The 26,560-nt window shown below is 58.4% G+C and carries 26 protein-coding genes and 1 pseudogene; 18 read left to right on the top strand and 9 right to left on the bottom strand.

What is annotated here, in order from left to right:
• Positions 1-314: 314 nt before the first annotated feature.
• The 4 genes from AACX99_RS09240 (at position 315) to AACX99_RS09225 (ending at position 5,476) form a co-directional block, all read left to right on the top strand.
• Entirely contained in the window at positions 315-1,910 is a 1,596-nt protein-coding gene (locus tag AACX99_RS09240) for an isocitrate lyase (protein ID WP_339411202.1), read from the top strand.
• 263 nt (positions 1,911-2,173) lie between these two features.
• Positions 2,174-4,177: a PhoX family protein gene (locus AACX99_RS09235; RefSeq protein ID WP_339411200.1), complete on the top strand. Its 2,004-nt coding sequence runs from the start codon at positions 2,174-2,176 to the stop codon at positions 4,175-4,177.
• A 91-nt stretch (positions 4,178-4,268) separates the two neighbouring features.
• The gene (locus tag AACX99_RS09230) at positions 4,269-4,757 is read left to right on the top strand and encodes a DUF4442 domain-containing protein (protein ID WP_339411199.1); all 489 of its coding nucleotides are present in this window, start codon (positions 4,269-4,271) and stop codon (positions 4,755-4,757) included.
• Positions 4,758-4,837: 80 nt separating this feature from the next.
• Complete coding sequence (locus AACX99_RS09225; RefSeq protein WP_339411198.1) at positions 4,838-5,476, top strand: hypothetical protein; 639 nt, start codon at positions 4,838-4,840, stop codon at positions 5,474-5,476.
• A 37-nt stretch (positions 5,477-5,513) separates the two neighbouring features.
• Here the strand turns inward: AACX99_RS09225 and AACX99_RS09220 are convergent, their stop codons facing one another.
• The 3 genes from AACX99_RS09220 to AACX99_RS09210 form a co-directional block, all read right to left on the bottom strand.
• Positions 5,514-6,908 (bottom strand): pectin acetylesterase-family hydrolase, encoded by a 1,395-nt coding sequence (locus AACX99_RS09220; RefSeq protein WP_339411197.1) that lies wholly within the window; start codon positions 6,906-6,908, stop codon positions 5,514-5,516.
• Positions 6,909-7,264: 356 nt separating this feature from the next.
• Positions 7,265-8,947 (bottom strand): methyl-accepting chemotaxis protein, encoded by a 1,683-nt coding sequence (locus AACX99_RS09215; RefSeq protein WP_339411196.1) that lies wholly within the window; start codon positions 8,945-8,947, stop codon positions 7,265-7,267.
• A 119-nt stretch (positions 8,948-9,066) separates the two neighbouring features.
• Entirely contained in the window at positions 9,067-10,386 is a 1,320-nt protein-coding gene (locus tag AACX99_RS09210) for a Na+/H+ antiporter family protein (protein WP_339411195.1), read from the bottom strand.
• A 278-nt stretch (positions 10,387-10,664) separates the two neighbouring features.
• On the opposite strand from AACX99_RS09210, the pseudogene AACX99_RS22210 reads away from it, so the two are divergent.
• From AACX99_RS22210 to AACX99_RS09200, 3 genes and pseudogenes are all read left to right on the top strand, one after another.
• Positions 10,665-11,951, top strand: a pseudogene (locus AACX99_RS22210) (PDC sensor domain-containing protein); the annotation flags it as partial.
• 102 nt (positions 11,952-12,053) lie between these two features.
• A complete protein-coding gene (locus AACX99_RS22205) occupies positions 12,054-12,809 on the top strand; it encodes a methyl-accepting chemotaxis protein (protein ID WP_445261855.1) in 756 nt (251 codons plus the stop codon).
• Between the two features lie 113 nt (positions 12,810-12,922).
• A complete protein-coding gene (locus tag AACX99_RS09200) occupies positions 12,923-13,519 on the top strand; it encodes an NADPH-dependent FMN reductase (protein ID WP_339411191.1) in 597 nt (198 codons plus the stop codon).
• Between the two features lie 15 nt (positions 13,520-13,534).
• Here the strand turns inward: AACX99_RS09200 and AACX99_RS09195 are convergent, their stop codons facing one another.
• From AACX99_RS09195 to AACX99_RS09180, 4 genes are read right to left on the bottom strand one after another with little or no spacing between them, the layout of a single operon-like run.
• The gene (locus AACX99_RS09195; protein ID WP_339411189.1) at positions 13,535-14,854 is read right to left on the bottom strand and encodes a sensor histidine kinase; all 1,320 of its coding nucleotides are present in this window, start codon (positions 14,852-14,854) and stop codon (positions 13,535-13,537) included.
• Positions 14,851-15,519 (bottom strand): response regulator transcription factor, encoded by a 669-nt coding sequence (locus tag AACX99_RS09190; protein WP_339411187.1) that lies wholly within the window; start codon positions 15,517-15,519, stop codon positions 14,851-14,853. The genes AACX99_RS09195 and AACX99_RS09190 overlap by 4 nt, the downstream gene beginning before the upstream one ends.
• Entirely contained in the window at positions 15,520-15,837 is a 318-nt protein-coding gene (locus tag AACX99_RS09185; protein ID WP_339411185.1) for a PepSY domain-containing protein, read from the bottom strand.
• On the bottom strand, positions 15,837-16,145 hold the full coding sequence (locus tag AACX99_RS09180) for a PepSY domain-containing protein (RefSeq protein ID WP_339411183.1): 309 nt from the start codon (positions 16,143-16,145) through the stop codon (positions 15,837-15,839). The genes AACX99_RS09185 and AACX99_RS09180 overlap by 1 nt, the downstream gene beginning before the upstream one ends.
• Before the next feature lie 195 nt (positions 16,146-16,340).
• On the opposite strand from AACX99_RS09180, the gene AACX99_RS09175 reads away from it, so the two are divergent.
• From AACX99_RS09175 to AACX99_RS09155, 5 genes are all read left to right on the top strand, one after another.
• Positions 16,341-17,420 (top strand): patatin-like phospholipase family protein, encoded by a 1,080-nt coding sequence (locus AACX99_RS09175; RefSeq protein WP_339411182.1) that lies wholly within the window; start codon positions 16,341-16,343, stop codon positions 17,418-17,420.
• A 51-nt stretch (positions 17,421-17,471) separates the two neighbouring features.
• Positions 17,472-18,311 (top strand): hypothetical protein, encoded by an 840-nt coding sequence (locus tag AACX99_RS09170; protein WP_339411181.1) that lies wholly within the window; start codon positions 17,472-17,474, stop codon positions 18,309-18,311.
• A gap of 187 nt (positions 18,312-18,498) precedes the next feature.
• Positions 18,499-18,768 carry a hypothetical protein gene (locus tag AACX99_RS09165; RefSeq protein ID WP_339411179.1) on the top strand — a complete coding sequence of 90 codons (270 nt, stop codon included), beginning with the start codon at positions 18,499-18,501 and terminating at the stop codon, positions 18,766-18,768.
• A gap of 182 nt (positions 18,769-18,950) precedes the next feature.
• Positions 18,951-19,178 carry a DUF1272 domain-containing protein gene (locus AACX99_RS09160; RefSeq protein ID WP_339411177.1) on the top strand — a complete coding sequence of 76 codons (228 nt, stop codon included), beginning with the start codon at positions 18,951-18,953 and terminating at the stop codon, positions 19,176-19,178.
• A gap of 39 nt (positions 19,179-19,217) precedes the next feature.
• Complete coding sequence (locus AACX99_RS09155; RefSeq protein WP_339411175.1) at positions 19,218-19,433, top strand: DUF2970 domain-containing protein; 216 nt, start codon at positions 19,218-19,220, stop codon at positions 19,431-19,433.
• A gap of 1 nt (position 19,434) precedes the next feature.
• Here the strand turns inward: AACX99_RS09155 and AACX99_RS09150 are convergent, their stop codons facing one another.
• Positions 19,435-20,547, bottom strand: a complete 1,113-nt coding sequence (locus AACX99_RS09150; protein WP_339411174.1) for an ABC transporter substrate-binding protein — start codon at positions 20,545-20,547, stop codon at positions 19,435-19,437.
• 148 nt (positions 20,548-20,695) lie between these two features.
• Here AACX99_RS09150 and pnuC point away from each other — a divergent pair, with 148 nt between their 5' ends.
• Both pnuC and AACX99_RS09140 read left to right on the top strand, forming a co-directional pair.
• Complete coding sequence (gene pnuC, locus AACX99_RS09145; RefSeq protein WP_339411172.1) at positions 20,696-21,262, top strand: nicotinamide riboside transporter PnuC; 567 nt, start codon at positions 20,696-20,698, stop codon at positions 21,260-21,262.
• Between the two features lie 10 nt (positions 21,263-21,272).
• Complete coding sequence (locus AACX99_RS09140; protein WP_339411170.1) at positions 21,273-21,824, top strand: AAA family ATPase; 552 nt, start codon at positions 21,273-21,275, stop codon at positions 21,822-21,824.
• On the opposite strand, the gene AACX99_RS09135 is transcribed toward AACX99_RS09140, so the two are convergent.
• Positions 21,792-22,259 carry a DUF3429 domain-containing protein gene (locus AACX99_RS09135; RefSeq protein ID WP_339411168.1) on the bottom strand — a complete coding sequence of 156 codons (468 nt, stop codon included), beginning with the start codon at positions 22,257-22,259 and terminating at the stop codon, positions 21,792-21,794. The genes AACX99_RS09140 and AACX99_RS09135 overlap by 33 nt on opposite strands.
• 161 nt (positions 22,260-22,420) lie before the next feature.
• Between AACX99_RS09135 and AACX99_RS09130 the strand changes: the two genes are divergently transcribed.
• The 4 genes from AACX99_RS09130 to AACX99_RS09115 all read left to right on the top strand — a co-directional run bounded on the left by AACX99_RS09130 (position 22,421) and on the right by AACX99_RS09115 (position 26,529).
• On the top strand, positions 22,421-24,295 hold the full coding sequence (locus AACX99_RS09130; protein WP_339411167.1) for a di-heme-cytochrome C peroxidase: 1,875 nt from the start codon (positions 22,421-22,423) through the stop codon (positions 24,293-24,295).
• Positions 24,296-24,348: 53 nt separating this feature from the next.
• Positions 24,349-25,482, top strand: a complete 1,134-nt coding sequence (locus AACX99_RS09125) for a catalase family protein (RefSeq protein ID WP_339411166.1) — start codon at positions 24,349-24,351, stop codon at positions 25,480-25,482.
• A 106-nt stretch (positions 25,483-25,588) separates the two neighbouring features.
• The gene (queD, locus tag AACX99_RS09120) at positions 25,589-25,945 is read left to right on the top strand and encodes a 6-carboxytetrahydropterin synthase QueD (RefSeq protein ID WP_090241991.1); all 357 of its coding nucleotides are present in this window, start codon (positions 25,589-25,591) and stop codon (positions 25,943-25,945) included.
• Positions 25,946-26,220: 275 nt separating this feature from the next.
• A complete protein-coding gene (locus AACX99_RS09115) occupies positions 26,221-26,529 on the top strand; it encodes a TRL-like family protein (protein ID WP_339411164.1) in 309 nt (102 codons plus the stop codon).
• Positions 26,530-26,560 lie beyond the last annotated feature (31 nt).

Genomic DNA, 26,560 nt, shown 5'->3' with positions numbered 1-26,560 from the left:
TGTAAAGCCCACAAGGCCGTTCGATGAGATTGCGACTGGAACGAAGTTGTCCTGAGGGACGGGGAAGCGTTTAGCAACAGCGCGCAATACGCACAGCAAGTTGAGTCGTCCACCGGCATCTTGTCGGTAAACGCCAAATGACCCGCTCATTTTCAACAGCTGAAGCCCGCGAACTGTTTAGCTCGTCACCCTCCTCCCGGATCAATTCCGTCTCAAGTCGATGTCTCGGCGTTCTGCAGTTGGCTGCAACAACCTCCAGCAACACCAGTGGGGAAGTCGGTGCTCAACCAAACACATACTTTGAAGGATTGACCATGTCAGCTTATCAAAACGACATCAAAGCCATTGCCGCACTCAAAGAAGCCGCCGGCAGCAGCTGGAGCGCTATCGACCCTGAGTCCGTGGCCCGCATGCGCGCCCAGAACCGCTTCAAAACCGGTCTGGAAATCGCTCAGTACACTGCCGACATCATGCGCAAAGACATGGCTGAGTACGATGCTGACTCCTCCGTCTACACCCAGTCCCTGGGCTGCTGGCATGGTTTCATCGGTCAGCAGAAGCTGATTTCGATCAAGAAGCACCTGAAGACCACCAACAAGCGCTACCTCTACCTGTCGGGCTGGATGGTTGCTGCTCTGCGTTCGGATTTTGGTCCGCTGCCGGATCAGTCCATGCACGAGAAAACCTCGGTTTCCGGCCTGATCGAAGAGCTGTACACCTTCCTGCGCCAGGCTGACGCCCGTGAGCTGGACCTGCTGTTCACCGCTCTGGACGCTGCCCGCGCTGCTGGCGACAACGCTAAAGCGGCTGACCTGCAGAACCAGATCGATAACTACGAAACTCACGTAGTCCCAATCATCGCCGACATCGACGCTGGCTTCGGTAACCCGGAAGCCACCTATCTGCTGGCCAAGAAGATGATCGAAGCGGGTGCTTGCTGCATCCAGATCGAAAACCAGGTTTCCGACGAGAAGCAGTGCGGCCACCAGGACGGTAAAGTGACCGTTCCTCACGCCGACTTCCTGGCCAAGATCAACGCTGTTCGCTACGCATTCCTCGAACTGGGCATCGACAACGGCGTGATCGTTGCGCGTACCGACTCCCTGGGTGCCGGCCTGACCAAGCAGATCGCTGTGACCAATCAGCCGGGTGACCTGGGCGACCAGTACAACTCCTTCCTCGATTGCGAAGAAGTTTCCCCTGCCGACCTGAACAACGGCGACGTGGTTCTGAACCGTGGTGGCAAGCTGCTACGTCCTAAGCGCCTGCCGTCCAACCTGTTCCAGTTCCGTGCTGGCACCGGTGAAGCGCGTTGCGTACTGGACAGCATCACCTCGCTGCAGAACGGCGCCGACATGCTGTGGATCGAAACCGAGAAGCCACACGTCGGTCAGATCAAAGGCATGGTTGATGAAATCCGTAAGGTCATCCCGAACGCCAAGCTGGTTTACAACAACAGCCCATCGTTCAACTGGACCCTGAACTTCCGTCAGCAGGCTTACGATGCATTCGTAGCCGAAGGCAAGGATGTTTCCGCTTACGACCGCGCCAAGCTGATGAGCGTCGAGTACGACGAAACCGAGCTGGCTCAGGTTGCTGACGAGAAGATCCGTACCTTCCAGCGCGATGGTTCGGCCAACGCCGGCATCTTCCACCACCTGATCACTCTGCCGACCTACCACACCGCCGCGCTGTCCACCGACAACCTGGCCAAAGGTTACTTCGCAGACCAAGGCATGCTGGCCTACGTGAAAGGCGTTCAGCGTCAGGAGATCCGTCAAGGTATCGCCTGCGTTAAACACCAGAACATGTCCGGTTCCGACATCGGCGACGCTCACAAAGAGTACTTCGCTGGTGAAGCAGCCCTGAAAGCTGGTGGCAAAGACAACACCATGAACCAGTTCAGCTAAGAACCGGCTCACTCAACCGAGGCCACGATCAAGGTTGAGGGTGTTAAGAAAATCCCAGCAGAAATGCTGGGATTTTTTTTGGCCTGCCGTCCGTGGCGGCCACTCTTTTGGCCGTCGCTGTGTGACGTAAAAATAGCCCGGCCATTTTTTTGCCTGCAACTCGTCCTTTTTCATTTTTGTGCGCGTTCGCACAGCCGCTGTCATGGTTACGTCAATTTTCTTGGATAGCGTCAGGCACCCGTCGATTAATCCAAGGAGCCTGTATGAGCCTCGAGAATGACCAAGCCGTACTGTTCGGCAATGGCGATGAATTGCCCAGCAATGCGTCCGATAACCCGCATATCAATCAGCTGATCGACGGTATCGGCCGCCGGCAAGTGCTGGCAGCCGGCGCCACACTTGGCACCCTGGCATTTCTCGGCAGTGCTATGCCTGGCGCTGCTATTGCGGCAGAGCCCGCTGCCAAAGGCCTGGGCAAACTGCACTGGTTTAAACCGCGCAGCAAACTGCCATTCACCGCAATCGCCACCAACCGCCTTGATGGCATCAGCGTACCGACCGGTTACCGCGCCACCCCCTTTATCCCTTGGGGTACGCCGATCACCGGTAATTACCCAGCTTATCTGAGTGACGGCAGCAACAGCGCCCAGGATCAGGCCGAGCAATTGGGCATGCACCATGACGGCATGCATTTCTTCCCGATCGACGCCCAGCGCGGTGGCAAGAGGAGTGATCACGGCTTGCTGGTGCTCAACCACGAATACATCGATGCGCCGCTGCTGCACCCCAATGGCCCGACGCTGGCGGCCGGCAAGCGCAGCAGCGCCGAAGAAGTACGCAAGGAAATCAACGCCCACGGCGTTTCCGTGGTGGAAGTACGTCGCGGCCTGAATGGTGAATGGACCGTGTTGCCGAGTGCCAGAAACCGCCGGATTACCGGTGCCACGCCCATGCAAATCAGCGGTCCGGCGCGCGGCCATGCGCTGCTGAAAACCCGCTATAGCCCGAAAGGCACGGCCACTCGCGGCACCCTGAACAACTGCTCTAACGGTTTTACCCCATGGGGTACCTACCTGACCTGCGAAGAGAACTGGGCTGGCTACTTTGCCACCCGCGACAGTGACCTGCCTCGTGAGCTGAGCCGCTATGGCCTGCGCAGCAGCAGCCGCTACGGTTGGGATCACCTCAAGGGTGATGAGTTCGAGCGCTTCGATGCCACGCGCATCACCACTACTGCCAGCGCGGACTATCGCAACGAGCCCAATCACTTTGGCTGGATCGTCGAAATTGACCCGTTCGCGCCTGAGTCAGTACCTGTAAAGCGCACGGCGCTCGGTCGCTTCGCCCACGAAGGCCTGGTGTTCGCCCCGGTGAAATCAGGCCGCCCGGTGGTGTGTTACTCCGGCGACGACTCGCAGAACGAATACATCTACAAATACGTCAGCCGCGACAAATACCGTCCAGGACGCAGTAATGGCCGCTTGCTGGACGAAGGCACGCTATATGTCGCGCGCTTTGATGCCAGCGGCAAGGGCGAGTGGTTGGCGCTGGACATTAGCGACAAGAAGTTCCAGAAAGCCTGCAAGGCCGCCGGAGTGAGCTTTGCCGACCAGGGTGAAGTGCTGATCAATACCCGCCTAGCCGCTGACGTGGTCGGTGCCACCAAGATGGACCGCCCGGAATGGGGCGCGGTCAATCCGGACAACGGCGAGGTGTACTTTACCCTGACCAACAACAGTGCCCGGACCACCCCCGATGCTGCCAATCCGCGCCCCGCTAACGCGTTCGGCCATATCATCCGCTGGCGTGAGCTGAGCAAGGATTACGCCGGCCGGCAGTTTGCCTGGAGCCTGTTTATGCTGGCTGGGCCGGAGACCGACAGCATCGGCCCGAATGGCAAACCGCTGACGGCTGATAACCGCTTGGCCAGCCCAGACGGACTATGGTTCGACGAAGAAGGCCGGCTGTGGATTCAGACCGATATGAGCGGCAGCCAACTGAGCAGTGGTCCGTTCGGCAACAACCAGATGCTGGTTGCCGAGCCGCATACCGGTGAGTTGAAACGGTTTCTGGTGGGTCCTGTCGGCGCCGAAGTCACCGGCATTACCGCGACTCCGGACTTCCGCACCCTGTTCGTCAATATCCAGCATCCGGGCGAAGGCTCAACGGCGACCAACCTGCTCAGCACCTGGCCCGATGGCCTCGGTCAGCGTCCGCGCTCGGCCACTGTGATCATCACCCGCGAAGACGGCCGTCGGTTGCTCTAATCGACGGGTAATAATGTGACCGGTTAGCCCTGGCCGGTCACATTTCGCTGTGACAGACTCATGCCCTTCCCTTTGCGCAAAGAGCATCAGCATGTCCAGCAACCGCTTGAGCCGTATCGTCGGCAAAATCCAGCAACTGCCCAGCGCCCTGCAAAGCCCGGCGCTGTCGCTGCTGTTTGGCTCCCAGGTGAAGTTCGCCGGCACCGCCAAGGTACGCGTGCATACGTTGACCCAGCAGCAGGCGGTGATGAGCATCGCCAACAAGCGCAAGGTGCAGAACCACATCAAAGGCGTGCATGCCGCCGCCATGGCGCTGCTGGCTGAATCCGCCACGGGCTTTCTAGTCGGTATGAATGTGCCCGATGACAAACTACCGCTGATCAAAAGCCTCAAGGTCGACTACCTCAAGCGCGCCACCGGCAGCCTGCGCGCCGTGGCCAGCCTGACACCCGAGCAGGTTCAAGCCATTCACACCCAGGAAAAAGGCGAAGTACTGGTTGCCGTGACAGTCACCGATGAAGCCGGTATCCAGCCGATCCAGTGTGAAATGCTCTGGGCCTGGGTCAGCAAGAAACGCTGAATGCACCTACTAGCAGGTCGTTGAAAACTACCTGCTAAGCTGACAGCGTCGCACTGTGCGGCGCTATTCAGGAGATGGCGGTGCAGGGAAAACCTCTTTTAGTGGGTGGTGGGCTGGTGTTGATTGCCGTGCTCGGCACTCTGTATTGGCGTTTACACAGCGAGCCACAGCAGGTCGCACTAATCAATCAGGCCGCTAGCCCCACAAGCACACTCTGGGACGATAGCCTGGCAACACCGATGCCCACTGAGGCCCAGTTGCAGGAGCTGCTACAAACCCCTGCGGTAAAAAACCAGGAGCAGCGCCTGGCGTTCCATCAGGCCTATCGCGACTTTGTCAGCGGCGCCGCCGAACTGTCCCCCGCACAACGTGAAAGCCAGGCGCAGGCCCTGCGTGAGCAGATCGAGGCCTACGAGCAGCGCAGTGAGCTGGCCATGAGTGAGTCGTTGTTACTGCAACTGGGCCTGATCCAGCTCACTACTGGCGATGAACAGGCGCAGAAAGATCAGGCCGCCGCCTTGGTCGCTCGCTACAAGGCGATTAGCGCCGAGCGCGAAGCCAAAGCAGCAAAACCCAGCGCCGAGTTTCGTCGTTACAAGACTGATGAGAAGCGCATTGTGGAGGAGGTCCTGAGCATGGACAGCTTCCCCGATGGTTTGAGCCGCGATGAATACTTGCGCCAGCGTCTGCAACAGGCGCGCGAACAGCATTATCAATAGCCCGACCTGAGCAGGCTGCTCAGGTCGGGCGAAAGCGTTACAGCAGTTGGTCGAGCGCGTAGTACAGCAGATTGAAAGGTTTGTTGCGGTCGGCGGTATCGCTCTGCTCGGAGGCATCGAGAACCGGGCCGCTGCCATTCATCACGTTATTGACGAAATCATCCAGCTGCAGGTTCTGCTCCTGAATATCCGCGTTGGCAAACTCGATGATGCTGGTGCAGTGGCTTTCATTGACCGCGCGGTACTGCGGGAAGTAACCGCCGACATTCGGCAGGTTGGCCAGCTCGTTACGCAGCCTGCCGGTGTCTACATCCCACTTGGCGTGGATCAGTGCCTCCTTGGCGGCCTGGTTCGGTGCGTTGATGATTTCCGGGTAGAAGCGCTCATAGGAATAGGACGAGTAATTCAGGTCCTTCCAGAAGTGCGTATGACCCATGCGATCAGCCGCCAGGTTGCTCGACAAAGCCGGGTAGATGGTGCCCAGATTGTTCAGGTTAAGCCCCGGCAAACGCGACTGCAGGTACGGCAATGGCCCGGCATCCAGCCCCCAGGCGTTGCGGATAAAACCCTGCAGCGGCAAGGACGGATACGCCTCGTTACTCCCTCCGCTGATAGCCGAGAACACTGGGCCGGAGTCATTAATCAGGAAGCTGCGCGTCGGCGCAATGTCCTGACGCGTCGGCGCATAGTTGGTCAGGCTGCCTGCACCGCCAGCGCTGCAGCCGGTGGTCAGCATCTGCGTGGGACGTGGCAAGTTGTCTTTCAGCCAACCCACAACTGCGCGCATATTGCGCAGGCCATTGTGGTGCCAGATCAAAGGCGCCTGCTGGCTCTGCGGGTCTTCATAGACTGCGACCTTGTCGCCGGAGTAGATGTCGCCGGTGCAATACGGCACATAGACCATGTTCCAGTTCTGAGTTTTCACCCGCGTCCAGGGATGCAGACGCACCACAAAAGGACTGACCAGGCTGGCACCCGGGTTGAGCAGACTCATGTAGTCATTGGGAATACCGTCGGGGTTGCGTGCGCCGCGAATGCCACTCTGCCCGGTGCAACTGGCGTAGTCCCAACAAGCTCCACCACCCTCAAGGTAGATGATGGTATTTCGGGTGTTGGGCACGCGGTTGACGAAGAACTTGTACGGCGAACCATTGCCACACACAGCGCCGGTTTGCGGGGCCATCTGTACGGTTTGCCAGGCATAGTAATTGGCCGGTTGGAAGCCGCTGTTGAAACCGCTCGGGTTGGCCAGCAGCGGATACGGCCCGAGGCGCTGCGCCGGGGTGACCTTGTTATCTGCCGCCGGTGCCACTACCAGATTACTCAGGGTTTGCCAGAAGTTGTAATCGCCCTGTTCGGCCTGAACTGGCATTGCCAAGGCCGAAACCATCAGCGGCGCGACGCAGCGCCGAAGAGTTATCGCTACAGACATGGTGAGTCCCTCATCTTATTGTCAGCGATGGGTCCACATACCCGAGCCGTTATATGAAGTACCTCCAGTGTTACCCGAAATCAGCTGTTCCCTACTGGAAGCTGCTCATAAACGCACCGAAGCAGCAGTAACTGCGCGTACCCAAACGTATCGCCGCTGCTTAAACTTCAAGCCAGCCTGGCGATTCGTGCACGTTAGTCCAAGAAACTCCCGCTAACCACAGGAGAACATACTTATTGGATATAGCGCGGCGGTTTTTAAGCTGCTGTCGTTATCTGCCGGCGCGTCATTTCTGCATTCACATGCGCAATAAAAAGGGAAGCTTGGCTTCCCTTTTTATGTGGCTGCGTTAGGTGCTATATGCGGAACTGACGGACCAGAGCACCTAGGCGTTCACCCAGCCCGGCTAGGTTGCGAGCGGTTTGCGCGCCCTGCTGGGTTTCGTCGGCCACGCTGTCCACCGCCACGGCAATCTTGTGCACACTGCGGTTGATCTCTTCGGCCACGGCGGTTTGCTCCTCGGCGGCGCTGGCGATCTGCGCGTTCATTGCGTTGATGGTGCCGATCAATTGTGCAATGGCATCCAACGAGGTACCGGCCAGATTGGCCTGCTCGCTGGTGACATCACCCGCATCGCTAGAGCGGCGCATCGATGTCACAGCATCCTGAGTCCCCTTCTGCAGACGGTCGATCATGCCCTGAATTTCCTGGGTGCTCTGCTGCGTGCGGCTGGCCAACGCGCGCACTTCATCGGCTACCACGGCAAAGCCGCGCCCCGCTTCACCGGCTCGCGCGGCCTCAATGGCGGCGTTAAGAGCTAGCAGATTGGTCTGCTCGGCGATTGAGCGGATCACATCGAGCACGCTGACAATCGACGACACGTCCTTCTGCAGAGTGTCGAGGGATACGCCGCTGTCGCGGATGTCCTGCACCAGGGTATGGATGCGCTCGATGCTGCCATCGACCACCTTTTTCGCTGCCTGGCCTTCGGTGTCGGTCTTCTGCGCTGCTTCTGCTGCACCCTGAGCACTTTGCGCGACCTCATGGGCAGCGGCAGACATTTCATTGATAGCGGTGGCCACCTGATCGGTCTCATGGCGCTGACGCTCCATAGCCTCTTCCGAGCGCTGCGTCTGGGCTGAGACCTGGCCAACCAGTTCAGTCAGTTGGCCGGTCATATCGACGATCTGCCGTACCAAACCGTGGATCTTCTCGACAAAACGGTTGAACGAGCCCGCCAGTTGTCCCAGCTCATCGTCACCATTGATCGGCAGGCGGCGCGTCAGGTCACCTTCACCTGCGGCGATGTCATCGAGGTTGTCCTTGATCTGCTGCAGCGGGCGCAGGAAGGTGTTGCTCAGCACCACACCGACAATGCCGAATATCACCAGCAGCACGGCAGCAATCACCATGATGCTGGTGATGATGGTGCTGATGCGCTCGTCGATTTCAACCTGTACTTGGGCGATTTGCGCCTCGATACCGTCAAGGTTGATCGCCGTGCCCAGCGCCATATCCCACTTCGGCAGGTAGTAGCTGTAGGCCATTTTCGGTACCAGCACCGCATCATTGGTCGGCAGTGGCGAGCTGTAATTGACGTAGTAGCTGTTGTTCTTGGCGACATTCACCAGTTCACGGTTGATGTACACGCCATTCGGATCACGGCGATCGGCCAGGCTCTTGCCGACATCCACCGGGCTGTCGCCGCGGAACAGGCGCACCACATTGGAGTCGTGGCCGAAGAAATAACCGTCCTTGCCGAATTTGATTTTCGACAGAATGGCGATGGCTTGTTCGCGGCTGGCCATATCGCCTTGCGCGGCACCGTCATACAGCGACTGCACCGAACCCAGGGCAATTTGTACGTAATGCTGCAGCTCGTTGCGGCTCTCCTGCAGCAGGCGCTCGCGGGTCTCCTCAACCTCTTGGGCTGCCAGGTTCTGTAACACCTTGGCGGCGGCACCACTGAGTACCAGGGCAAACAGCACCACCGGTACCAGTGCCAACAGCACTACTTTTGATTTCAAGGTAAGACGCATCGGGCAGGTCCTTGCTAAGCGATACAGCGGAATAAAAACGGGGCAACCGGTATATCGGTTGCCCCGCTGAAAGGTTGAGTCACCTACAGCTGTAGCGCTTCAGACGACCCCGAACCCGATTAGATCACCATAGCTGCTGCCCAACCGAATACCAGCAGGGGCAGGTTGTAGTGCAGGAAGGTCGGTACCACGCTGTCCCAGATATGGTTGTGCTGGCCATCGACGTTAAGCCCGGCGGTTGGACCGAGGGTCGAATCGGAGGCTGGCGAGCCGGCATCCCCCAGCGCGCCGGCAGTGCCGACGATGCACAAGATGGCCAACGGGCTGAAGCCCAACTGCAGGCCCAGCGGTACAAAGATTGCGGCGATGATCGGCACGGTGGAGAACGATGAGCCAATGCCCATGGTCACCAGCAGTCCCACCAATAGCATAAGCAGTGCGCCCAACGCCTTGTCATGACCGATCAGCTCGGCGGAGCTGTCGACCAGGCTTTTCACCTCGCCAGTGGCTTTCATCACTTCGGCAAAACCGGCGGCGGCGATCATGATAAAGCCGATCATCGCCATCATTTTCATGCCTTCGGTAAACAGGCCATCGGCCTCTTTCCAGCGCACCACGCCGGACACCGAGAAAATGATGAAACCCACCAGGGCGCCGATGATCATCGAGTCCAGCCACAGCTGCACGACAAACGCCGCGACAATCGCCACGCCCGCCACCAGAAGGCTCAGTGGGTTGTAGGCAACATCAACGCGCTCGGCCTGCTCGATCTTGCTCAGGTCATACACACGTTTTTTGCGGTAGCTGAACAGCACCGCTACCAGCAAGCCGCACAGCATGCCCAATGCGGGAATCGCCATAGCCTTGGTCACTTCCAAACCTTGGGTATCGACGCCGCCACTGGCGACATTGGCCAGCAAAATGTCATTGAGGAAAATCCCGCCAAAACCCACCGGCAGAAACATATAAGGCGTAATCAGGCCGAAGGTCAGCACACAAGCAATCAGGCGACGGTCGAGCTGCAGCTTGCTCAGTACATAAAGCAGCGGCGGCACCAGCAGCGGGATAAAAGCGATATGAATCGGCAGGATGTTCTGCGAGGAAATAGCCACTGCCAGCAACAGCACAATCAGCAACCACTTGAGCAGCCCTGCGCCTTTGGCGTCCTGCTTGCCGACCATGGCCAGAGCCTTGTCTGCCAGAGCGTGAGCCAAGCCGGATTTGGCAATTGCCACGGCAAAGGCACCAAGCAAGGCATAGGACAACGCCACTGTCGCGCCGCCGCCCAGGCCTTTATTGAACGCCGCCAGCGAGCCTTCAATCCCCAGCCCCCCGAGCAGACCACCGGCCAATGCACCGACGATCAAAGCCACCACCACATGCACACGGCACAAGCTGAGAATCAGCATGATCCCCACTGCCGCAACGACTGCGTTCATCAAGTTACTCCCGCAATTTAAAGAGGTCCGCGAAGGTCTTAACCTTCTCTGGATGCTGCGCCGGTTCGGCGAAGGGCGCGTACTCTGCACAATGCTGACCGACCTGTCAAAACACCCGTAAATTATTCTGTACAAGGCGTTGCTAATTTCGATTACCCTGCACCTTTATAGCCGCTACTGGCCTGCGATTTGCTCTGCTTTACTTAACCTGAAACTTAAAGAAAAGCTTCTAAGCGCCGATAGGCGCTCTAAGCCTCTGTCATAAAAAGGTCCTGAAAATGCTGTTCAGCCGACTTTCCATCCAGTTGAAAATCACCCTACTGGCCGGCCTGTGCTTGCTGGCTATTGTTGCCGTGCTGGTTTCGGCCTCGGTCATTCAGGCCTCGCGCAGCGCCAGCCTGGTCAAGCAGTCCAGCTCGACCATGCTGCAGGAGTCCGCACAGTTGCGTATGTCGGCGCGCGGCGAATCTCAGGCGCTGCAAATCCAGCGCTATTTTATGGACGCCTATCAGTACGGGCGCGGTGCGGCCACGCAGGTATTGTTTATTCGTGAGCAGGCCGAAAAACGCTTTCTCGATGCCTTCGATCTACGTGAAGACCTGACTCGTCAGGTACGCAGTGCATTGGAAGCCAACCGCAGTTTGCTGGGTATTTATGTCGCGTTCGAGCCCAACGCGCTGGACGGCAAGGATGAGCTGTTTGCCGATCAGGAAAATCTCGGCAGCAATGACAAAGGTCGCTTTTCGATCTACTGGTCACAGGGCGATAACGGCGAACTCAGCTCCGAGGTCATGACCGAAGAAAACCTCAACGACACCACACCAGGTATCAGCGGCGCGCCCTATAACGCTTGGTACAGCTGCCCATTGCAGCAAAAGAAGGTGTGTCTGCTTGATCCCTATATCGATGAGGCTGACGGGGTAAAAACCCTGATGACCAGCATCGCCTTCCCGCTGGAAAAAGGCGGCAAAGTGATCGGCGTACTCGGTGTGGACATCAGCCTGGCCAGCCTGCAGGAGCTGAGTACCAGCGCGCATCAAGGCCTGTTCGACGGTGCTGGACATGTCAGCATCATCAGCCCGGCGGGCTTGCTCGCAGGCCATAGCCGTGACAGCAGCCTGCTAGGCGGGAAACTGGAAAAAGCCTTCACCGACCAACACCGCGAAATACTCAGTTTGGTCGCAACTAATCGTCCGGAAACCTTGCACCATGAAGGGGCGTTGCAAGTACTGCAACCGCTGCTGCCTATCCCCGAGTCACAACCCTGGGGCGTGTTAATGGAGGTGCCGGAAAAGGTTCTGCTGGCACCGGCGGCTCGCCTTGAGACGCAAATGGATGAAATGGGCACACGCAGCACCGCCGTGTCTTTAGGCCTGGGGCTAGCTGCCGGCGTGGTGGGTATTCTGCTGATCTGGCTAACCGCGCTGGGTGTCACTCGGCCAATTCTCGGTGTAGCGGCGATGCTGAAAAATATCGCCAGCGGCGAAGGCGACCTCACCCGTCGCCTGGAATATGCCAAACAGGATGAACTGGGCGAACTGGCCAGTTGGTTCAATCGCTTCCTCGATAAGCTGCAGCCGATCATCGCTGACGTTAAGCGCAGCGTGCAGGACGCCCGGAGAACGGCTGATCAGTCCGCACTGATCGCCAGCCAAACCAGCAACGGCATGCAGCAGCAATACCGCGAAGTCGATCAGGTCGCCACCGCATTCCAGGAAATGAGCGCCACCGCGCAAGATGTTGCACACAACGCTGCCCAGGCCGCAGAGGCGGCACGCACCGCCGACCAAGCCAGCAGCGAAGGCATGAGCGTAATCGGCAAGACCACCTCAACTATCGAACTGCTGGCCAATGAAATGAATGTGGCCATGCAGGAAGTCGAAGGCCTGGCCAATAGCAGTGAGAAGATCGGCTCGGTACTCGAAGTGATCCGTTCGATCGCCGAACAGACCAATCTACTCGCCCTCAACGCCGCTATCGAAGCCGCCCGCGCCGGTGAAGCCGGTCGTGGTTTTGCTGTGGTGGCCGATGAAGTGCGCAACCTGGCCAAACGCACTCAGGATTCGGTAGAGGAAATTCGCCAGGTGATCGAAGGCCTGCAAAGCGGCACCAAGGAAGTGGTCAGCACCATGCACAGCAGCCATCGTCAGGCCCAGGGCAGTGTCGAGCAGGTAGAACAGGCTGTCGCCGTACTGCAACGGATCAGTCAGGCGGTCAGCGTGATTACCGATATGAACCTGCAGATCGCCAGTGCCGCCGAAGAACAGAGCTCGGTGGCCGAAGAGATCAACCGCAACGTGGCCTCGATCCGAGATGTCACCGAGTCGATTTCTGTACAGGCCGATGAGTCGGCAAAAATCAGCCAAGGTTTGAACAAGCTGGCCAATCACCAGCAGAGTTTAATGGACCAGTTCCGCGTTTAATCGTCAGGCGTGGCTCTATCGGACCATCACCCTGGCGGCTGTTTCCTTGTGACGCAGGCTAACGACCGTTAGCCTGCGTTTTTCATTTATGACCCATAAATTGAAGGTACCCGATGCTCAATATCGCTCTGGTGGCTGGTTCCAGCCGTAGTAACAGCCAATCGGGCAAGGTCGCCCGCGTCTTGCGCCAGCGTCTGATTCAGTTGGGCCACAGCAATGATGCGCAAAGCAATGTGATTGACCTGGGCCTTGCTCCGCTGCCACTTTGGCCCGCCGACGACACCGGCCCCTGGGGGCTGTATAGCAAGCAACTGGCGGCCGCTGATGCCGTGGTAATCGTCGCGCCGGAGTGGAATGGCATGGCTTGCCCAGCGATCAAAAACTTCTTTATTTACGCCAGTAAGGCCGAGCTGGCGCACAAACCAGGGCTGCTGGTGGGGGTCTCCTCGGGAGTGGGCGGGGCTTACCCGATCAGCGAATTGCGCGCCTCCAGCTACAAGAACTGCCGCCTTTGCTACTTGCCTGAGCACCTGATTGTGCGCAGCGTCGAGAAGGTGCTGAACACGCCCGAGCCAAGCAGTGAAGACGATCAGCGCCTGCATTCACGCATCGATTACACGCTGGATATTTTGGCCAAGTACGCACACGCCTTGGCGCCGGTACGCGCCGGCATCGATATAAGCAATCCGGCATTTGCCAACGGCATGTGAGGTGCGCTGAACGACTCAGGTGCGCTTCACCGGCAAGCTGACCGTGACGCGTAACCCGCCCAGGGGGCTGTCTGCCAACTGCAAACTCCCGGCCCAGGCATCGACGATATCGCGCACGATGCCCAGGCCCAGGCCATGACCGGCCACCTGCTCATCCAGGCGGCTGCCACGGCTGAGTACGTCGTCGCGTAGCGCGGCATCGATACCCGGGCCATCGTCTTCAATCAACAGTTGATAACCCTCGCTCACTCTACTGATCTGCAGCTGCACCTGGCTGTCAGCCCACTTGCAGGCGTTATCCAACAGGTTGCCGAGCAATTCCAGCAGGTCTTCACGGTCCCACGGCAAACGCAAACCAGGCTCGGCCAACCAGTCCAGTTGCAGGTGGTTGCCATAGATCATCGCCAAGGTTGAGAACAGCTCCGGTAACTCGCTAGCGCAGTCAAAATGTGCCCCTGGCAAGGCCTCGCCAGCCAACCTGGCGCGGCCCAGCTCACGGGCGATACGCTGTTCGATCTGCTGCAGCTGCCCATTCAGGCTTTCACGCAGCTGCGGCAATTGCTTGAGCTCTTCGCGACTGGCAAGACTGACCAGCACTGCCAGTGGCGTTTTCAACGCATGGCCAAGGTTGCCCAACGCATTGCGTGAGCGCTTGAGGGTGTCTTCGGTATGCGCAAGCAGGTGATTGATTTGCGCCACTAGCGGTTCAAGTTCCTGCGGTACTTGCTGGTCCAACTGGCTGCGTTGGCCTTGCTGCAGCTGCAGCAGCTGTCGGCGGGTTTTCTCCAGCGGGCGTAATGCGCGGCTGACGATTAGCCGCTGCAATAACAGAATCAGCGCCAGGGCGGTAATTCCCAAGCCCAAGACAATCTTTTGCACCTGATTGAAACTGTTAAGCATGGGCCTGTAGTCGCGCGCCACGTGAATCACAATGGGCCGGCCATAACGCTGATAGTCGGCGCGGTACACCAGCCATTGCTGGCCTTGCGGACCATCGCTCAGCGCCTCCTGCAAACCAGCAGCTTCAATCGGTTGCAGGTCACGGTCCCAGAGGGAGCGCGAGCGCCAGCTTTGTTCGCCTAGGTCAATACGGAAGTACAGCCCCGAATAAGGCCGTTTGAACGCTGCACTAAGGCGTCGCTCATCCAGCTGCAAGCCATTGGCACCACGCACTACCGCCCCCAATAGGGTCTGCGTTTCATCCTGCAGGGTTGTCTGTAGATAGCTGCGCAGGCTGCGATCGAACAGCCAGAGGCTGCTTTGTGCCAGCAATAGGCCGATCACCAGCAGTACGCTGATCAGGCCCAGGCTCAGGCGTCGCTGAATCGACCTCAAGCAGCATCCCCGCTAAAGCGATAACCCTGGCCGCGACGGGTTTCAATGATTTCGCGGCCCAGTTTGCGCCGCAGGTGGTTGACATGAACTTCAATGACATTCGAGTCGCGTTCGCTCTCGCCGTCATACAAATGCTCGGCCAGGTGGCTCTTCGACAACAACTGTCCAGCATGCAACATGAAATAGCGCAACAAGCGGAACTCGGCGGCGGTCAGCTGTACCTCCTGGCCATTACGCTGCACCGATTGCCGGCCCTCATCCAGCTGCAAACCCGCGGCTTCCAGCTGCGGCTGATTGGCCAGGCCATGGGCACGGCGCAGCAGGGACTGAATGCGCAGTTGCAACTCTTCAGGGTGAAAGGGTTTACTCAGGTAGTCATCTGCGCCGGCCTTAAGCCCTTCGATGCGCTCCGCCCAGGAGCCACGCGCGGTGAGGATCAATACCGGTGTGCTAAGGCCGCCCGCCCGCCATTCCTGCAACACCTCAAGCCCCGGCTTGCCAGGCAAGCCGAGGTCGAGAATGATCAGGTCATAGGGTTCGGTTGCGCCTTGGTAGGCGGCATCACGGCCGTCAGCCAACCAGTCCGCTGCATAACCCTGGCGAGTCAGGCCGGCTAACAACTCCTCAGCCAGCGGCACGTTGTCTTCAACCAGCAATAGGCGCATTCAGTCTTCCACCTCGTCCTTGAGCACTTCGCCGGTGCTGGCATGCAGCTCCAACTCACGCACGATGCCCTCCTCGGTCACCAATTCGACCTCATAAACCAAGACGCCATTCTCTTCTTCCAGCTCAACTTCCAGCAGCATTGATTCAGGATGGCGCTGCATGGCTTTGTGCAGTAGTTGCTCAAGGGGCATGATCAAGCCCTCGCGACGCAAGCGTAGCGCTTCATCCTGATCCAGGTCGCGCGCGCTGCTGCTGAACGTCAGCGTCAGCAGCAAGCAGGCCAGGAGTGCGCGAACAAACCCAACAGTGATGTTCATCAATCGTCTCGTTGGTTCTTCAGCACTTGTGCGTTAGTGGCGTCCAGCTCAACGTCCCACTGCACGCCTTGGGCGTCGCGAACTTCGACCTGGTAGATATAGCGGCCGTACTCTTCTTCCAGCTCGGTGTCTTCAGTCTTGCCACCTGGGTGCAGAGCCAGGGCGGCGGCGTCGAGCTTTTCAACGGCCTGGATGGTGTCGGCGTCACGTAATTTCAGCGTTTCATCAGGGCTCAGGTCGCGAGCTTGAGCCAAACCGGCAGTCAGGCTCAGGGCGGCAGCGGTCAATGCAACAGTCAGGATTTTCATGTTCAAGTTCCTTATGGAATTGGCTTTCGACAGCGTCCAAGTTACTGCACACGACTTAACTCAAGCTGAATGTGCCCAAGGCATGGCTCACACACTGACTTATCCCGACCCATGCCCCCATCATTCATATGCTGAAGTCGCTTGGCCTGGCCATTCAGGGCCCTATAATCGCTGCCTTGCGTGATGGAGGCCAGCATGAGTGCGATATTAATCAAGTCCCCTGCCCTGACAATCAAGGCCGGTAAACGCGCCCTCGCGCGCATTCGCGAGCATGGCTTGCGGCCTGCCGATGTCGGCACCCTGCCCGGCGCCGCAGGCGGTCCGAAGGCACTGGGGATTCAGGGGCTGGATCTGGCGCTGTTTGGCGACTGGTTGCAGCGTGCGCCCCGCGAGCGCTCACTGATTGGTGCATCCATTGGTTCCTGGCGTTTCGCCAGTGCCTGTTTGCCGGATGCGGCAGCCGGCCTGCGCCGCCTTGGTGAGCTCTATACCTCGCAGCGTTTTGCCAAGGGCGTGAGCATGGCGCAGGTGTCGAACAGCTGCAGCCTGATGCTCGACCAACTGCTGGGCAACGACGCCGCCAGCATCCTCAGCAACCCGCATTACCGCTTGAATATTGTTGTCGTGAAAAGCCATGGCCTGCTCCAGCACGATCACCGCGGTGCCCTCGGTTTGGGCCTCTCTTCGGTAATCGGTAGCAACCTGCTAGGCCGCCCGCGCCTGGCCAAACACTTCGAACGGGTGATTCTCCACGATGCTCGCCTGGCACCGCCGCTGGGTGCGCTTAGCGACTTTCCCTCGCGCTATCTGCAACTAGACAGTGGCAATCTGCGCCATGCGCTGCTGGCCTCAGGCTCCATCCCGATGGTCATGCAGGGAGTGCGCGATATTCCCGGTGCCGGCCCCGGCACCTACCGCGATGGTGGCCTGCTCGACTATCACCTCGACCTGCCATACAGCGGTGAAGACATCGTGCTCTACCCGCACTTCACCGATAAGGTCATCCCCGGCTGGTTCGACAAGGGCATGCCCTGGCGTCGCGGTGACGCTGGGCGTCTGCAGGATGTGTTGCTGCTGGCACCCTCACGTGACTACCTGGCGCGGCTGCCCCATGGCAAACTCCCTGACCGCAAGGACTTCAGTCGTTACTTGGGCGATGATGCCGGCCGCGAGCGCTATTGGCGCACAGCCATGAGTGAGAGCCAACGGCTTGGCGACGAGTTTCTCGAACTGGTCGACAGCGGCCGCCTCAATGAACGCCTGCAAGCGCTTTGATAATCCACGCGCGAATAAACCGCCACGCAGACAAGACCAGGGATGGGCAGGATGAAACTCGCAGTCGCCATTATCCACGGCATCGGTACGCAGCCTGATTTGCGTAACGACGAAGGGCAGCACGACTTCGCGCAGAACATGATCGCGGGATTACGACAGCGACTTGGTGTTGAGGCCAATCAGGTGGCCTTTCAGACGTTGTACTGGGCCAGCGTGCTGGACAAGCGGCAACTGGTATTTCTCGACCAGCTGCGCAACCAGCCGGTGCGCTGGCGCTGGTTACGGCGCATTGTCACGCTGTTTCTCGGTGATGCCAGCGGATACCGCAAAGTCAGCGAGGCTTATGACACCACCTATGAAGAAGTCCACCAGTGCCTGCGCAGCGGCCTCAACGCCCTGCGCGCCAAGGTCGATGCCGATACCCCACTGGTGGTGCTGGCGCATTCGCTGGGCGGGCATATCTTCTCCAACTTCGCCTGGGATCAGCAGCGTATCAACAAAGCCGAAAGCTGCCCGCTCGATCCCTTCCTGGCTCTGGAGACACTGAGCGGGCTGATCACCTTCGGTTGCAATATCCCGCTGTTCACCTTTGCTTATGACACCGTTGTGCCGATCCGCTTCCCCGGCCACTGCCTGACCGATGCGGTAACCGCTCAGGCGCGCTGGCTTAACCTCTATGCGCCCGCCGACCCACTAGGTTACCCGCTACGACCGCTGCCCAGTTACGCAGCGGTGGTCGCCGAAGACCGCGCCATGCCAGTAGGGCCCTGGTACAAGCGGCATACCCCGCTGAGCCATCTCGGTTACTGGAACGACCGGGGATTTCAGCGTTATGTCGCCGCTTACCTGCGCCAGTTGCTGGCTGTCTGCAAGGGCCGTGAAAGCCTCTAAAGCCTACATTGCTCGTGCTGGTTCTCGGTTTACGCCATTAAAACTGTGATTTATCGGACAATTTCTTGTATTTCTTCGCCAACATGTGACTTAACGGTCAGCTTCGTTCATCAACGCTTATGACTGGCAAGCGTGAATTCACCGTTTGCCCTTGTGTATTTGGGATCACCTCGGAGAAACCGACCCCATGAACGCACCGCTGCGTTTTAACGAAGCTTTGCTGATTGCCGACCGCGCCTTTCAACCTTTCCAATGCGTCGCCTGGGCCCCGCAAGATGGCACTGGCAACCTCAGCCTGAGTGTCATCGACCGTACCAGCACTCGCCTGCTCGGCCGCACCCATCTGTCCAGCACCATCTACAGCGATCCGGTGCAATTTGCCGACGTGCTCAAACAGTCCCGCGAGCAGCTCAGTCAGCAAGGTTTCACTCTGGAGCCATGGAGCATGCCGGAGTAATCGGCTGCTACTGCAAGGGCTCTGAGCTGCCGATTGGCCCCTCTTGCCAGAGCCCTTCTCTCCGTTCTTAACTGCGTTACCAATTCACTGAGACTCCCTTCAGTCTATTTGCCGGCTGAGTTTTGCTGCGCCCACACATTAGGGCTTATGCTCAGCGGGTAAATCATTGTGAGGAGTCTGTCATGCTGCAATTGCGCCCCAACTGTGAATGCTGTGACCGTGACCTGTCGGCGGACTCAACCGATGCATTGATATGCTCATTCGAATGCACGTTCTGTCGGGAATGCGCCGATAACAGACTTCATGCCACTTGCCCAAACTGTGGTGGTGAGTTGCTGCAACGGCCGCGCCGCCCGGTAGCCAAACTAGTGAAATACCCTGCTTCCACTGAACGCATCAACAAAACCTAATAGGCGGCAAGGCCATTTAGAGCAAAGCAGGAGGTGCTTATGAACGAAGAGGAAAACAAACCGCTGACGCTATGGGAGATGCTACAAAGCGTGCTGAGCGCAGCACTCGGTGTGCAAAGCGCGAAGAACCGTAGCCGAGACTTCTCACGGGGCAAGCCCAGCCACTTCATTATTATCGGTGTGTTGTTCACCGCCGTGTTTGTGCTGGTGATCTTCAGCATCGTCAAACTGGTGCTGCACCTGGCAGGCGTCTGAATTACTGCAACAACGGTTTGATGGAAAAACCGTAGTCCTTGATCTGCGGGTGGTACACCGCGCTGAACTGGCGAAAATCCAGGCCGTAACCTGGCACTTTGAGACGCTGCTGCAAGTGCTCAGCCTGCTTGGCATCCAGCAGGCTGAACAGCTGGTCGACTCGATCCTTGCCGCCACGCGAGGCAAAATCCAGCCCTGCATGGTAGTCATGCAGCATCACCATGGCCCAGCCGCCCAGGGTGAAATGCCCGCCGACCAGAACATCAATCGTGCCGTCGATATAGGCCTGCAGCACCTCATCCGAATTGTTCAGCGCCGACAGGTAAATATCCTTACCAGGCTGTTTGCCCAGTTCCTGCGCGGCTCGCATGACCCCAAAAGCCATTTCATCATTAGCCGACCACACCAGCCGTACTTCGGGATGACGTGGCAACATCAGCTTCGCCTGTTCATAGGCACGCTGACGTTTCCACTCACCCTGCAGCATCTGTTGCAGTTTGATTTCCGGGTGTTCGCGCAGGGCACGGTGCAAGCCATCCTCACGTAGGCTAGAGGATGGCGTGTAACGCACTCCGGCAAAGGCCAACAAACTACCGGGCTTGCCCTGTAACTTAGCGATCAGGGCCTTGGCCATCCAATAACCGGCTTGCTCATCATTGGGGATCAGGCTACCAATCCAGTTGCGGTACTGCTCACGCGAGGCACCAATAATTTTCTGTTGCTCGGGCGTCAGGGTGCTGTGCAGGGAAAATAGCTTGCTCGAACTATCGGCAAACAGCCTGAGCAACTCCGGTGCGATATACATTTCGTTTACGAATACTAGGTAGTCCGGCTGCTGGTCGCGGGCCAGCACGCTGCGGGCTTTTTCCAACAGCTGCGGCGGGTTGCGCTCGCCATAGATCACTTGCAGTTGCATGCCCAAATCATCGGCGGCCGCTTGCATAAAGTCGCTGTACCCGACCCAGAACGGCTCATTGGAGAAGCCGGGGTTGAGAAACACCACCGTCGCGGGTCCCTTGCCCGTTGCGTGCGAGTTTTCTGCAACAGCCTGGGCAACGTGGGCCAAAGCCAACACACAGACTGCACCAATAGCAGTTAAAACGGACTTGAACACGCCATGCCTCCTCAAGGGATGCAGAGTATATCGGCAAAGCCATAGCAATTAGCCATCTAGCCGATATGACGCGCCGGACAGCCAAGACGGCGCACAACTCTTATCGCTACAATCGCCGACCATTCTCATCCTTGCTCATCGGTACCTTATGTCGCCTCTGGAAATCATCGCTTCAGCCCTTGGCGTATGGGCCGTCTGGCTAACAGTGCGGCAGAACCGCTGGTGCTGGCCGTTGGGCTTGGTCATGGTGCTGATGTACGCCTGGATCTTCTATGACGGCAAGCTGTACTCAAATATGCTGCTGCAAGGCGTGTACGCCGCACTGCAAGGCTATGGCTGGTGGCAATGGACGCGCGGCGGCAGCAGTCATCAAGGGGTACAGGTAAGTAGGCTCAGCCTGCAAGGCATATTGATCAGCTTAGCAATAGGTGCAGTCGGTGCACTGGTGCTCGGCTATCTGATGGCCACTTTCACCGACGCTGCCGCACCCTGGCAGGATGCGGCGCTGAGCGCGTTCAGTCTGGTCGCTCAGGTTTGGATGGCGCAAAAACGGGTTGAATGCTGGCCGCTGTGGATCGTCCTCGACCTGCTGTTTGTCGCACTGTTTGTACAACAGGGTCTGTACCCGACGGCGGCACTCTATGGGCTGTTTACCCTGCTGGCGGTCAACGGCTGGCTGACCTGGCGCAGCGATCGCGCCCTGACCCATGCATGAAGGCCCAAGCATGAAAGTACTGGTGCTCACCGGGCCGGAGTCCAGCGGCAAAAGCTGGTTGGCCGGGCACATCCAAGCGGCGTTCGGCGGGCGGCTGGTGGGCGAGTACGTGCGGTATTTTATCGACCGCGAGCAGCGTGACACCTGCTACGCCGATATCAGCACCATCGCCCAGGGCCAACTGGCCTGGGAAGACCAGGCCAGAGCGGCGCGCCCCGAGCTGCTGATACTTGATACCCATTTGCTGAGCAATATGCTCTGGAGCCGCGAACTGTTTGGCGACTGCCCCGCCTGGATCGAACAAGCCCTGCTCGACCGTGATTACCACCTGCACCTGCTGCTCAACCCTGCCGATGTGCCCTGGATTGACGATGGCCAGCGTTGCCAACCTGAACTGGCCCAGCGCATGGCGTTCTACCAGCATTGCGAGCACTGGCTGCGGTTCCACCAACAGCCGCTGCAGTGTATTCAGGGCGGCTGGACGCAGCGCCGTGAACAGGCCCTGGCGACTGTAGAGCGATGGCTCAGTTCAGCGCAGCAGCACGCTGGCCCAGGCCAGTAGTAGGCTCAGGCAAACGACAATGGTCAACGGCCTGCGCAGGCTGGGATACCACTGCGGTGCCAGGCCCAGTTTCACCGCACGCAAGTCGGCCGCATACAAACCGCCAAACGCCAACAAGCACAGAGGCAATGCCAGACTGATCGGCATACCACTGCTGATTGCCAGCCAGCCCAACAATGGCGGCACCACCGATAAGCCCAGCTGCATCTGCGCCGGCTCGCTCGCATCCTCGGCACGCATGGCCAGTCCCCAGTGAATTGCCCCCATAAAGGCCAGGATCACTGCGGCGTAATCCAGCAAAGCGGCTAACACCAACACACGCCAACCCTCTGGGGTTACCCAGATACCTAATGCACCAGTAACAAAAGGCACCAGCCCGGCGTAGCCCAGCAGTAACGCCAGCTTCGGCGGCTGCGGCGCGTCAAATGGGTGCATGCACTCACTCCTGTTGATCAACACGGCATAAATTGCACTGTAAAGCCTTCCGCGGGCCTAACAGAAGCATATTTCCGGTGTTTTGCAGTAATGGCTGCTTGCCATCCGCTGTTGCAATTGGCATAAAACCAACAAATAAAAAACACCACAAGGAAGTACCCATGCACATCCTCCGTCGGGCCCTGTATGGGCTTGTTTTGTTGCTGGTTGTGGGGCTGTTGATTGCCCTGTATTTCATCGCCAACCCCAACCTGCCGAACTATCAACAGCCCGATAAGCTGCACTACCTCAATCAGTGGTCGGCAGAAGAACGCCAGACCTACTACTACACCCCACAGGGTACTCAGGTGAAAGGCCTGCGCTATGAATGGTTCAGCGCTCTGGAGTTGCCGTTCAGCAGTAGCAAGTTCGCCACCCCGGATTACCTTGCGCGTTTCGGCTTCCTCGTCGATCCAGCTCAACAGCCCACACAGCTAAACCCCGGCAACCTGCCAGTCGGCTTTGCCCGCCATGACGATGTGGAAAGCGGCGAACATTACCTGGATATAAGTTGCGCCGCCTGCCACACCGGTGAGCTGCGTTATAAAGGCCAGGCCGTGCGCATCGATGGCGGTGCCGCGCTGCATTCGCTGGCTTCCACTGTGCCTACAGTGCGTGGCGGCAGCTTTGGCCAGGCGCTCGGCATGAGCATGGCCTTCACCTATTACAACCCGCTGAAATTCCGCCGCTTCGCCAAGCAGGTACTGGGCGATGAGTACGACAACCACAAGGCGCAGCTGCGCCGCGACTTCAAGGTGGTACTCGACCGCCTACTTGGCACGGCTTTCAATGACTGGCACCGCGGCCTTTATCCAACCGAAGAAGGCTTTGGCCGTACCGACGCATTTGGCCGGATTGCCAACAGCGTGTTCGGTGATGCCATCGACTCAAGCAATTACCGCGTCGCCAATGCACCAGTGAGCTACCCGCAGGTCTGGGATATCTGGAAATTCGACTGGGTGCAGTGGAACGGCTCAGCCATGCAGCCGATGGCCCGCAACGTTGGCGAAGCGCTGGGGGTTGGCGCCACCCTGCGTCTGCTCGATACCAACGGTCATCCAGTGGCCGAGGCCGAGCGCTACCCCTCCAGCGTACGCCTGCGTGACCTGTTCACCCTGGAAGAAACCCTCAAGCAACTGCAACCGCCCACCTGGCCAGAGGAAGTCTTCGGCAAGGTCGACCTACCCCTGGCCAGCCGTGGCCGCGCGTTATTTACCGAGAATTGTGCCTACTGCCATGCGCCTGATCCGAAGAAACCGGATGAGCGTTTTGCCCCCGCTCGCGATCCCGAGTGGCGTATGCGCGTGGTACCGACCTCCATCGTCGGCACCGACCCGACCACAGCGGACAATATCGCCGACCACCGCTTCGATATCAGCAAACTGGGCTGGACCAAGGCTGAACTGAGCAAGCTGGATGTGCGCCTGTTTGGCGCCACGCTGGACGATATCGATATGCGCAGCATCTCCAGCGCCAAGGCCCTGGCCTATGTCACCGCCTATGTGGAAAACCGCGCCTATCAGGATGCCGGCATTTCCGAGCGTGAACGCTGGCGCATGGACGGTTTCGGCCTGCCGATTGGCGTGCAGGAAAAACGCGGCTACAAGGCGCGTCCGCTGGATGGCATCTGGGCCACCCCACCGTTCCTGCATAACGGGTCGGTACCAACCCTGTTCCAGCTACTCTCGCCAGTGTCTGAGCGGCAAACCCAATTCTGGGTAGGCAATTTCGAGTTCAACCCCAAACAGATTGGCTACAACAGCGAAAAATTCACCGGTGGCTTCCACTTCGATACCCAGGTCACCGGCAACAGCAATCGCGGCCATGAATTCCGCGCGGGCTGCCGTGAAGACGGTGTAATCGGCCGCGCCCTGCAGCCGGAAGAGCGCTGGGCGCTAATCGAATACCTCAAGGTCCTGGGCAATCCCGCGCTGGAACAGCAGCTGCAACCTGTTGCCGCTAAAGAGTGGACGCCTGGCCCGTCTTGCCAGAACTGAAGCGCCTGCGGCCTGTGACCGCACACTGAGAATAATTAAAAGGAATTGACCCCATGTTTAAACGATTCTGGCTCTGGCTCGGCCGCGTACTGGGCAAACTGCTGGTGCTCGCATTGGCCATTGGTATTGGCGGCTGGGCCATCGGTGCGGCCTATTACGCCTGGAAGTTCTCCGGCCCGGTCTCCACGCAAGAGCAGGTTCCGGCCGAGGAAGCCTCGCTCACCCGAGGCATCATCGAAGATGCCATTCGTGTGGTCGAGCAGCACCGTGACAATACCCGCGTGCTGCGCGATGCCCACGCCAAGGCCCATGGTTGTATGAGGGCTGAAGTCACCGTCAGCGCTGATATCGATAGCAGTCTGCAACGCGGCGTGCTCAGCGAGCCTGGGAAAACCTGGCAAGCCTGGATGCGCCTATCCAATGGCAATGCCTACCCGCAATTTGACAGAGCCCGCGATGCACGCGGCATGGCGATCAAGTTGCTGGATGTGCCCGGAGAAAAACTTACGCAAAGCCCGCAGCACGCCAACGAGCAGGATTTCGTGATGTTCAATCACCCAGCCTTTTTCGTGCGTGACGTGGCCGAGTACAAAAGCAATTTTGCGGCCCAGGCCGATGGCAAAAAGGCCATGGCTTTCTTCCCCAGCTGGAACCCCAGCACCTGGGAAATCCGCCACCTGATCATCGCCCTGAAGACCTTGTCCCCCGCCCCGGAAACACCGGTGGCGACCACCTACAACTCCATCGCCCCATTCAAACTGGGCGAGCACAACATCAAGTACCGGGTCATTCCTCAACCAGAAGCCTGCCCTGAGTACCAGTTGCCTGAACAGAACCAGGACCTGCCGAACTTCCTACGCAATGCGCTGTATCAGCAGCTGTCGCTGGACCGTGTACCGGCCTGCTTTGCCCTGCAAGTACAGCGGCAGAACGCCGAGTACTACATGCCCATCGAAGACCCCAGTGTTGAATGGAGCGAAGCCATCTCGCCCTTCGAAACCGTCGCCACCATCAAGGTGCCGGCGCAGGATTTTGATAGCCGCGAGCAGAACCTGTTCTGCGACAACCTATCGTTCAACCCCTGGCATGCGCTGCCCGAGCATCGCCCGATTGGCGGCATCAATCGCTTGCGCAAGGCGGTCTACGAGGCCGTGAGCATCTACCGGTTGGAGCGCAATCAGCCATAAAACTGTATCCAATTTCTCAGTGTTACTCGGTTAACAGCCGTTGAGCTGGTAATATTCGCGCCTTGCTAAACACGCTGTTAGCCGCGTACCACCTGAGAGAAAGACCGTGGAATTGTTCAAAGAGTTTATGTTCGAGGCGGCGCACCGCCTGCCTCACGTCCCCGAAGGCCACAAATGCGGACGCCTGCACGGCCACTCCTTCAAGGTGGCGGTGTATATCGAAGGCGAGGTCGATCCGTACACCGGTTGGATACGCGACTTCTCCGAGATCAAGGCGATCTTTAAACCGCTCTATGAGCAGCTTGATCACAACTACCTGAACGATATTCCTGGCCTGGAAAACCCCACCAGTGAAGTGCTGGCCAAATGGATTTGGCAGCAACTCAAGCCGTTGCTACCTGAGCTGTCGCGTATTCGTATCCACGAAACCTGCACCAGTGGTTGCGAATATCGCGGTGACTGATCGCACCACGCCTGGTGTTGCTTAAAGCGCCAGGCAACCTCCCCTCGCTTCCCTCAGTGGATGCGCGCAATCTCTGTTTTTATGACTGCCGTATCAGTTGCGCTTAGCGCAATAACAACGGCCGCAGAAAACTCCACCGAAAGATTTCATAAATTTGAAACCGGTTTGAAAAAAAGCAGGCAAACTTGTTATTGCCTAGCGACTGCTTTAGGGTGCCTGGGTCTTTGCCTGGATGGGTAAAGCTTCTTATGGATAAGCGAAAAGGAATCACGATTATGTTGAAGAAAATTGCTCTGGCTGCCGGCCTGGTTACCCTGCTCAGCGGTTGCGCTTCCGGCCTGTCGCCAGTCAGCGTTGGCCTGATCACCGACGTCAAAGGTCCGATCACCGCCACTACCGCTTCGGGTAGCAAAACTGGTACTGCTTGCGCCACCACCATCATTGGTCTGATCAACAAAGGCGACGCTTCCATTGCTGCCGCCAAGGCTAATGGCAACATCGGCACCATCGCTACCGCTGATTACCACACCAAAGGCTTCTACCCGTTCTTCGGCGAAACCTGCGTGAACGTAACCGGTAACTAAGTTGTCGGACTGCCCCTAAACCCTGTTTGGG

Source organism: Pseudomonas sp. EA_35y_Pfl2_R5 (assembly GCF_963970805.1).
Classification (GTDB): Bacteria; Pseudomonadota; Gammaproteobacteria; order Pseudomonadales; family Pseudomonadaceae; genus Aquipseudomonas.
The sequence above is the reverse complement of the archived record's forward strand: the minus strand, read 5'-3'. Positions and strand labels throughout refer to the sequence as shown.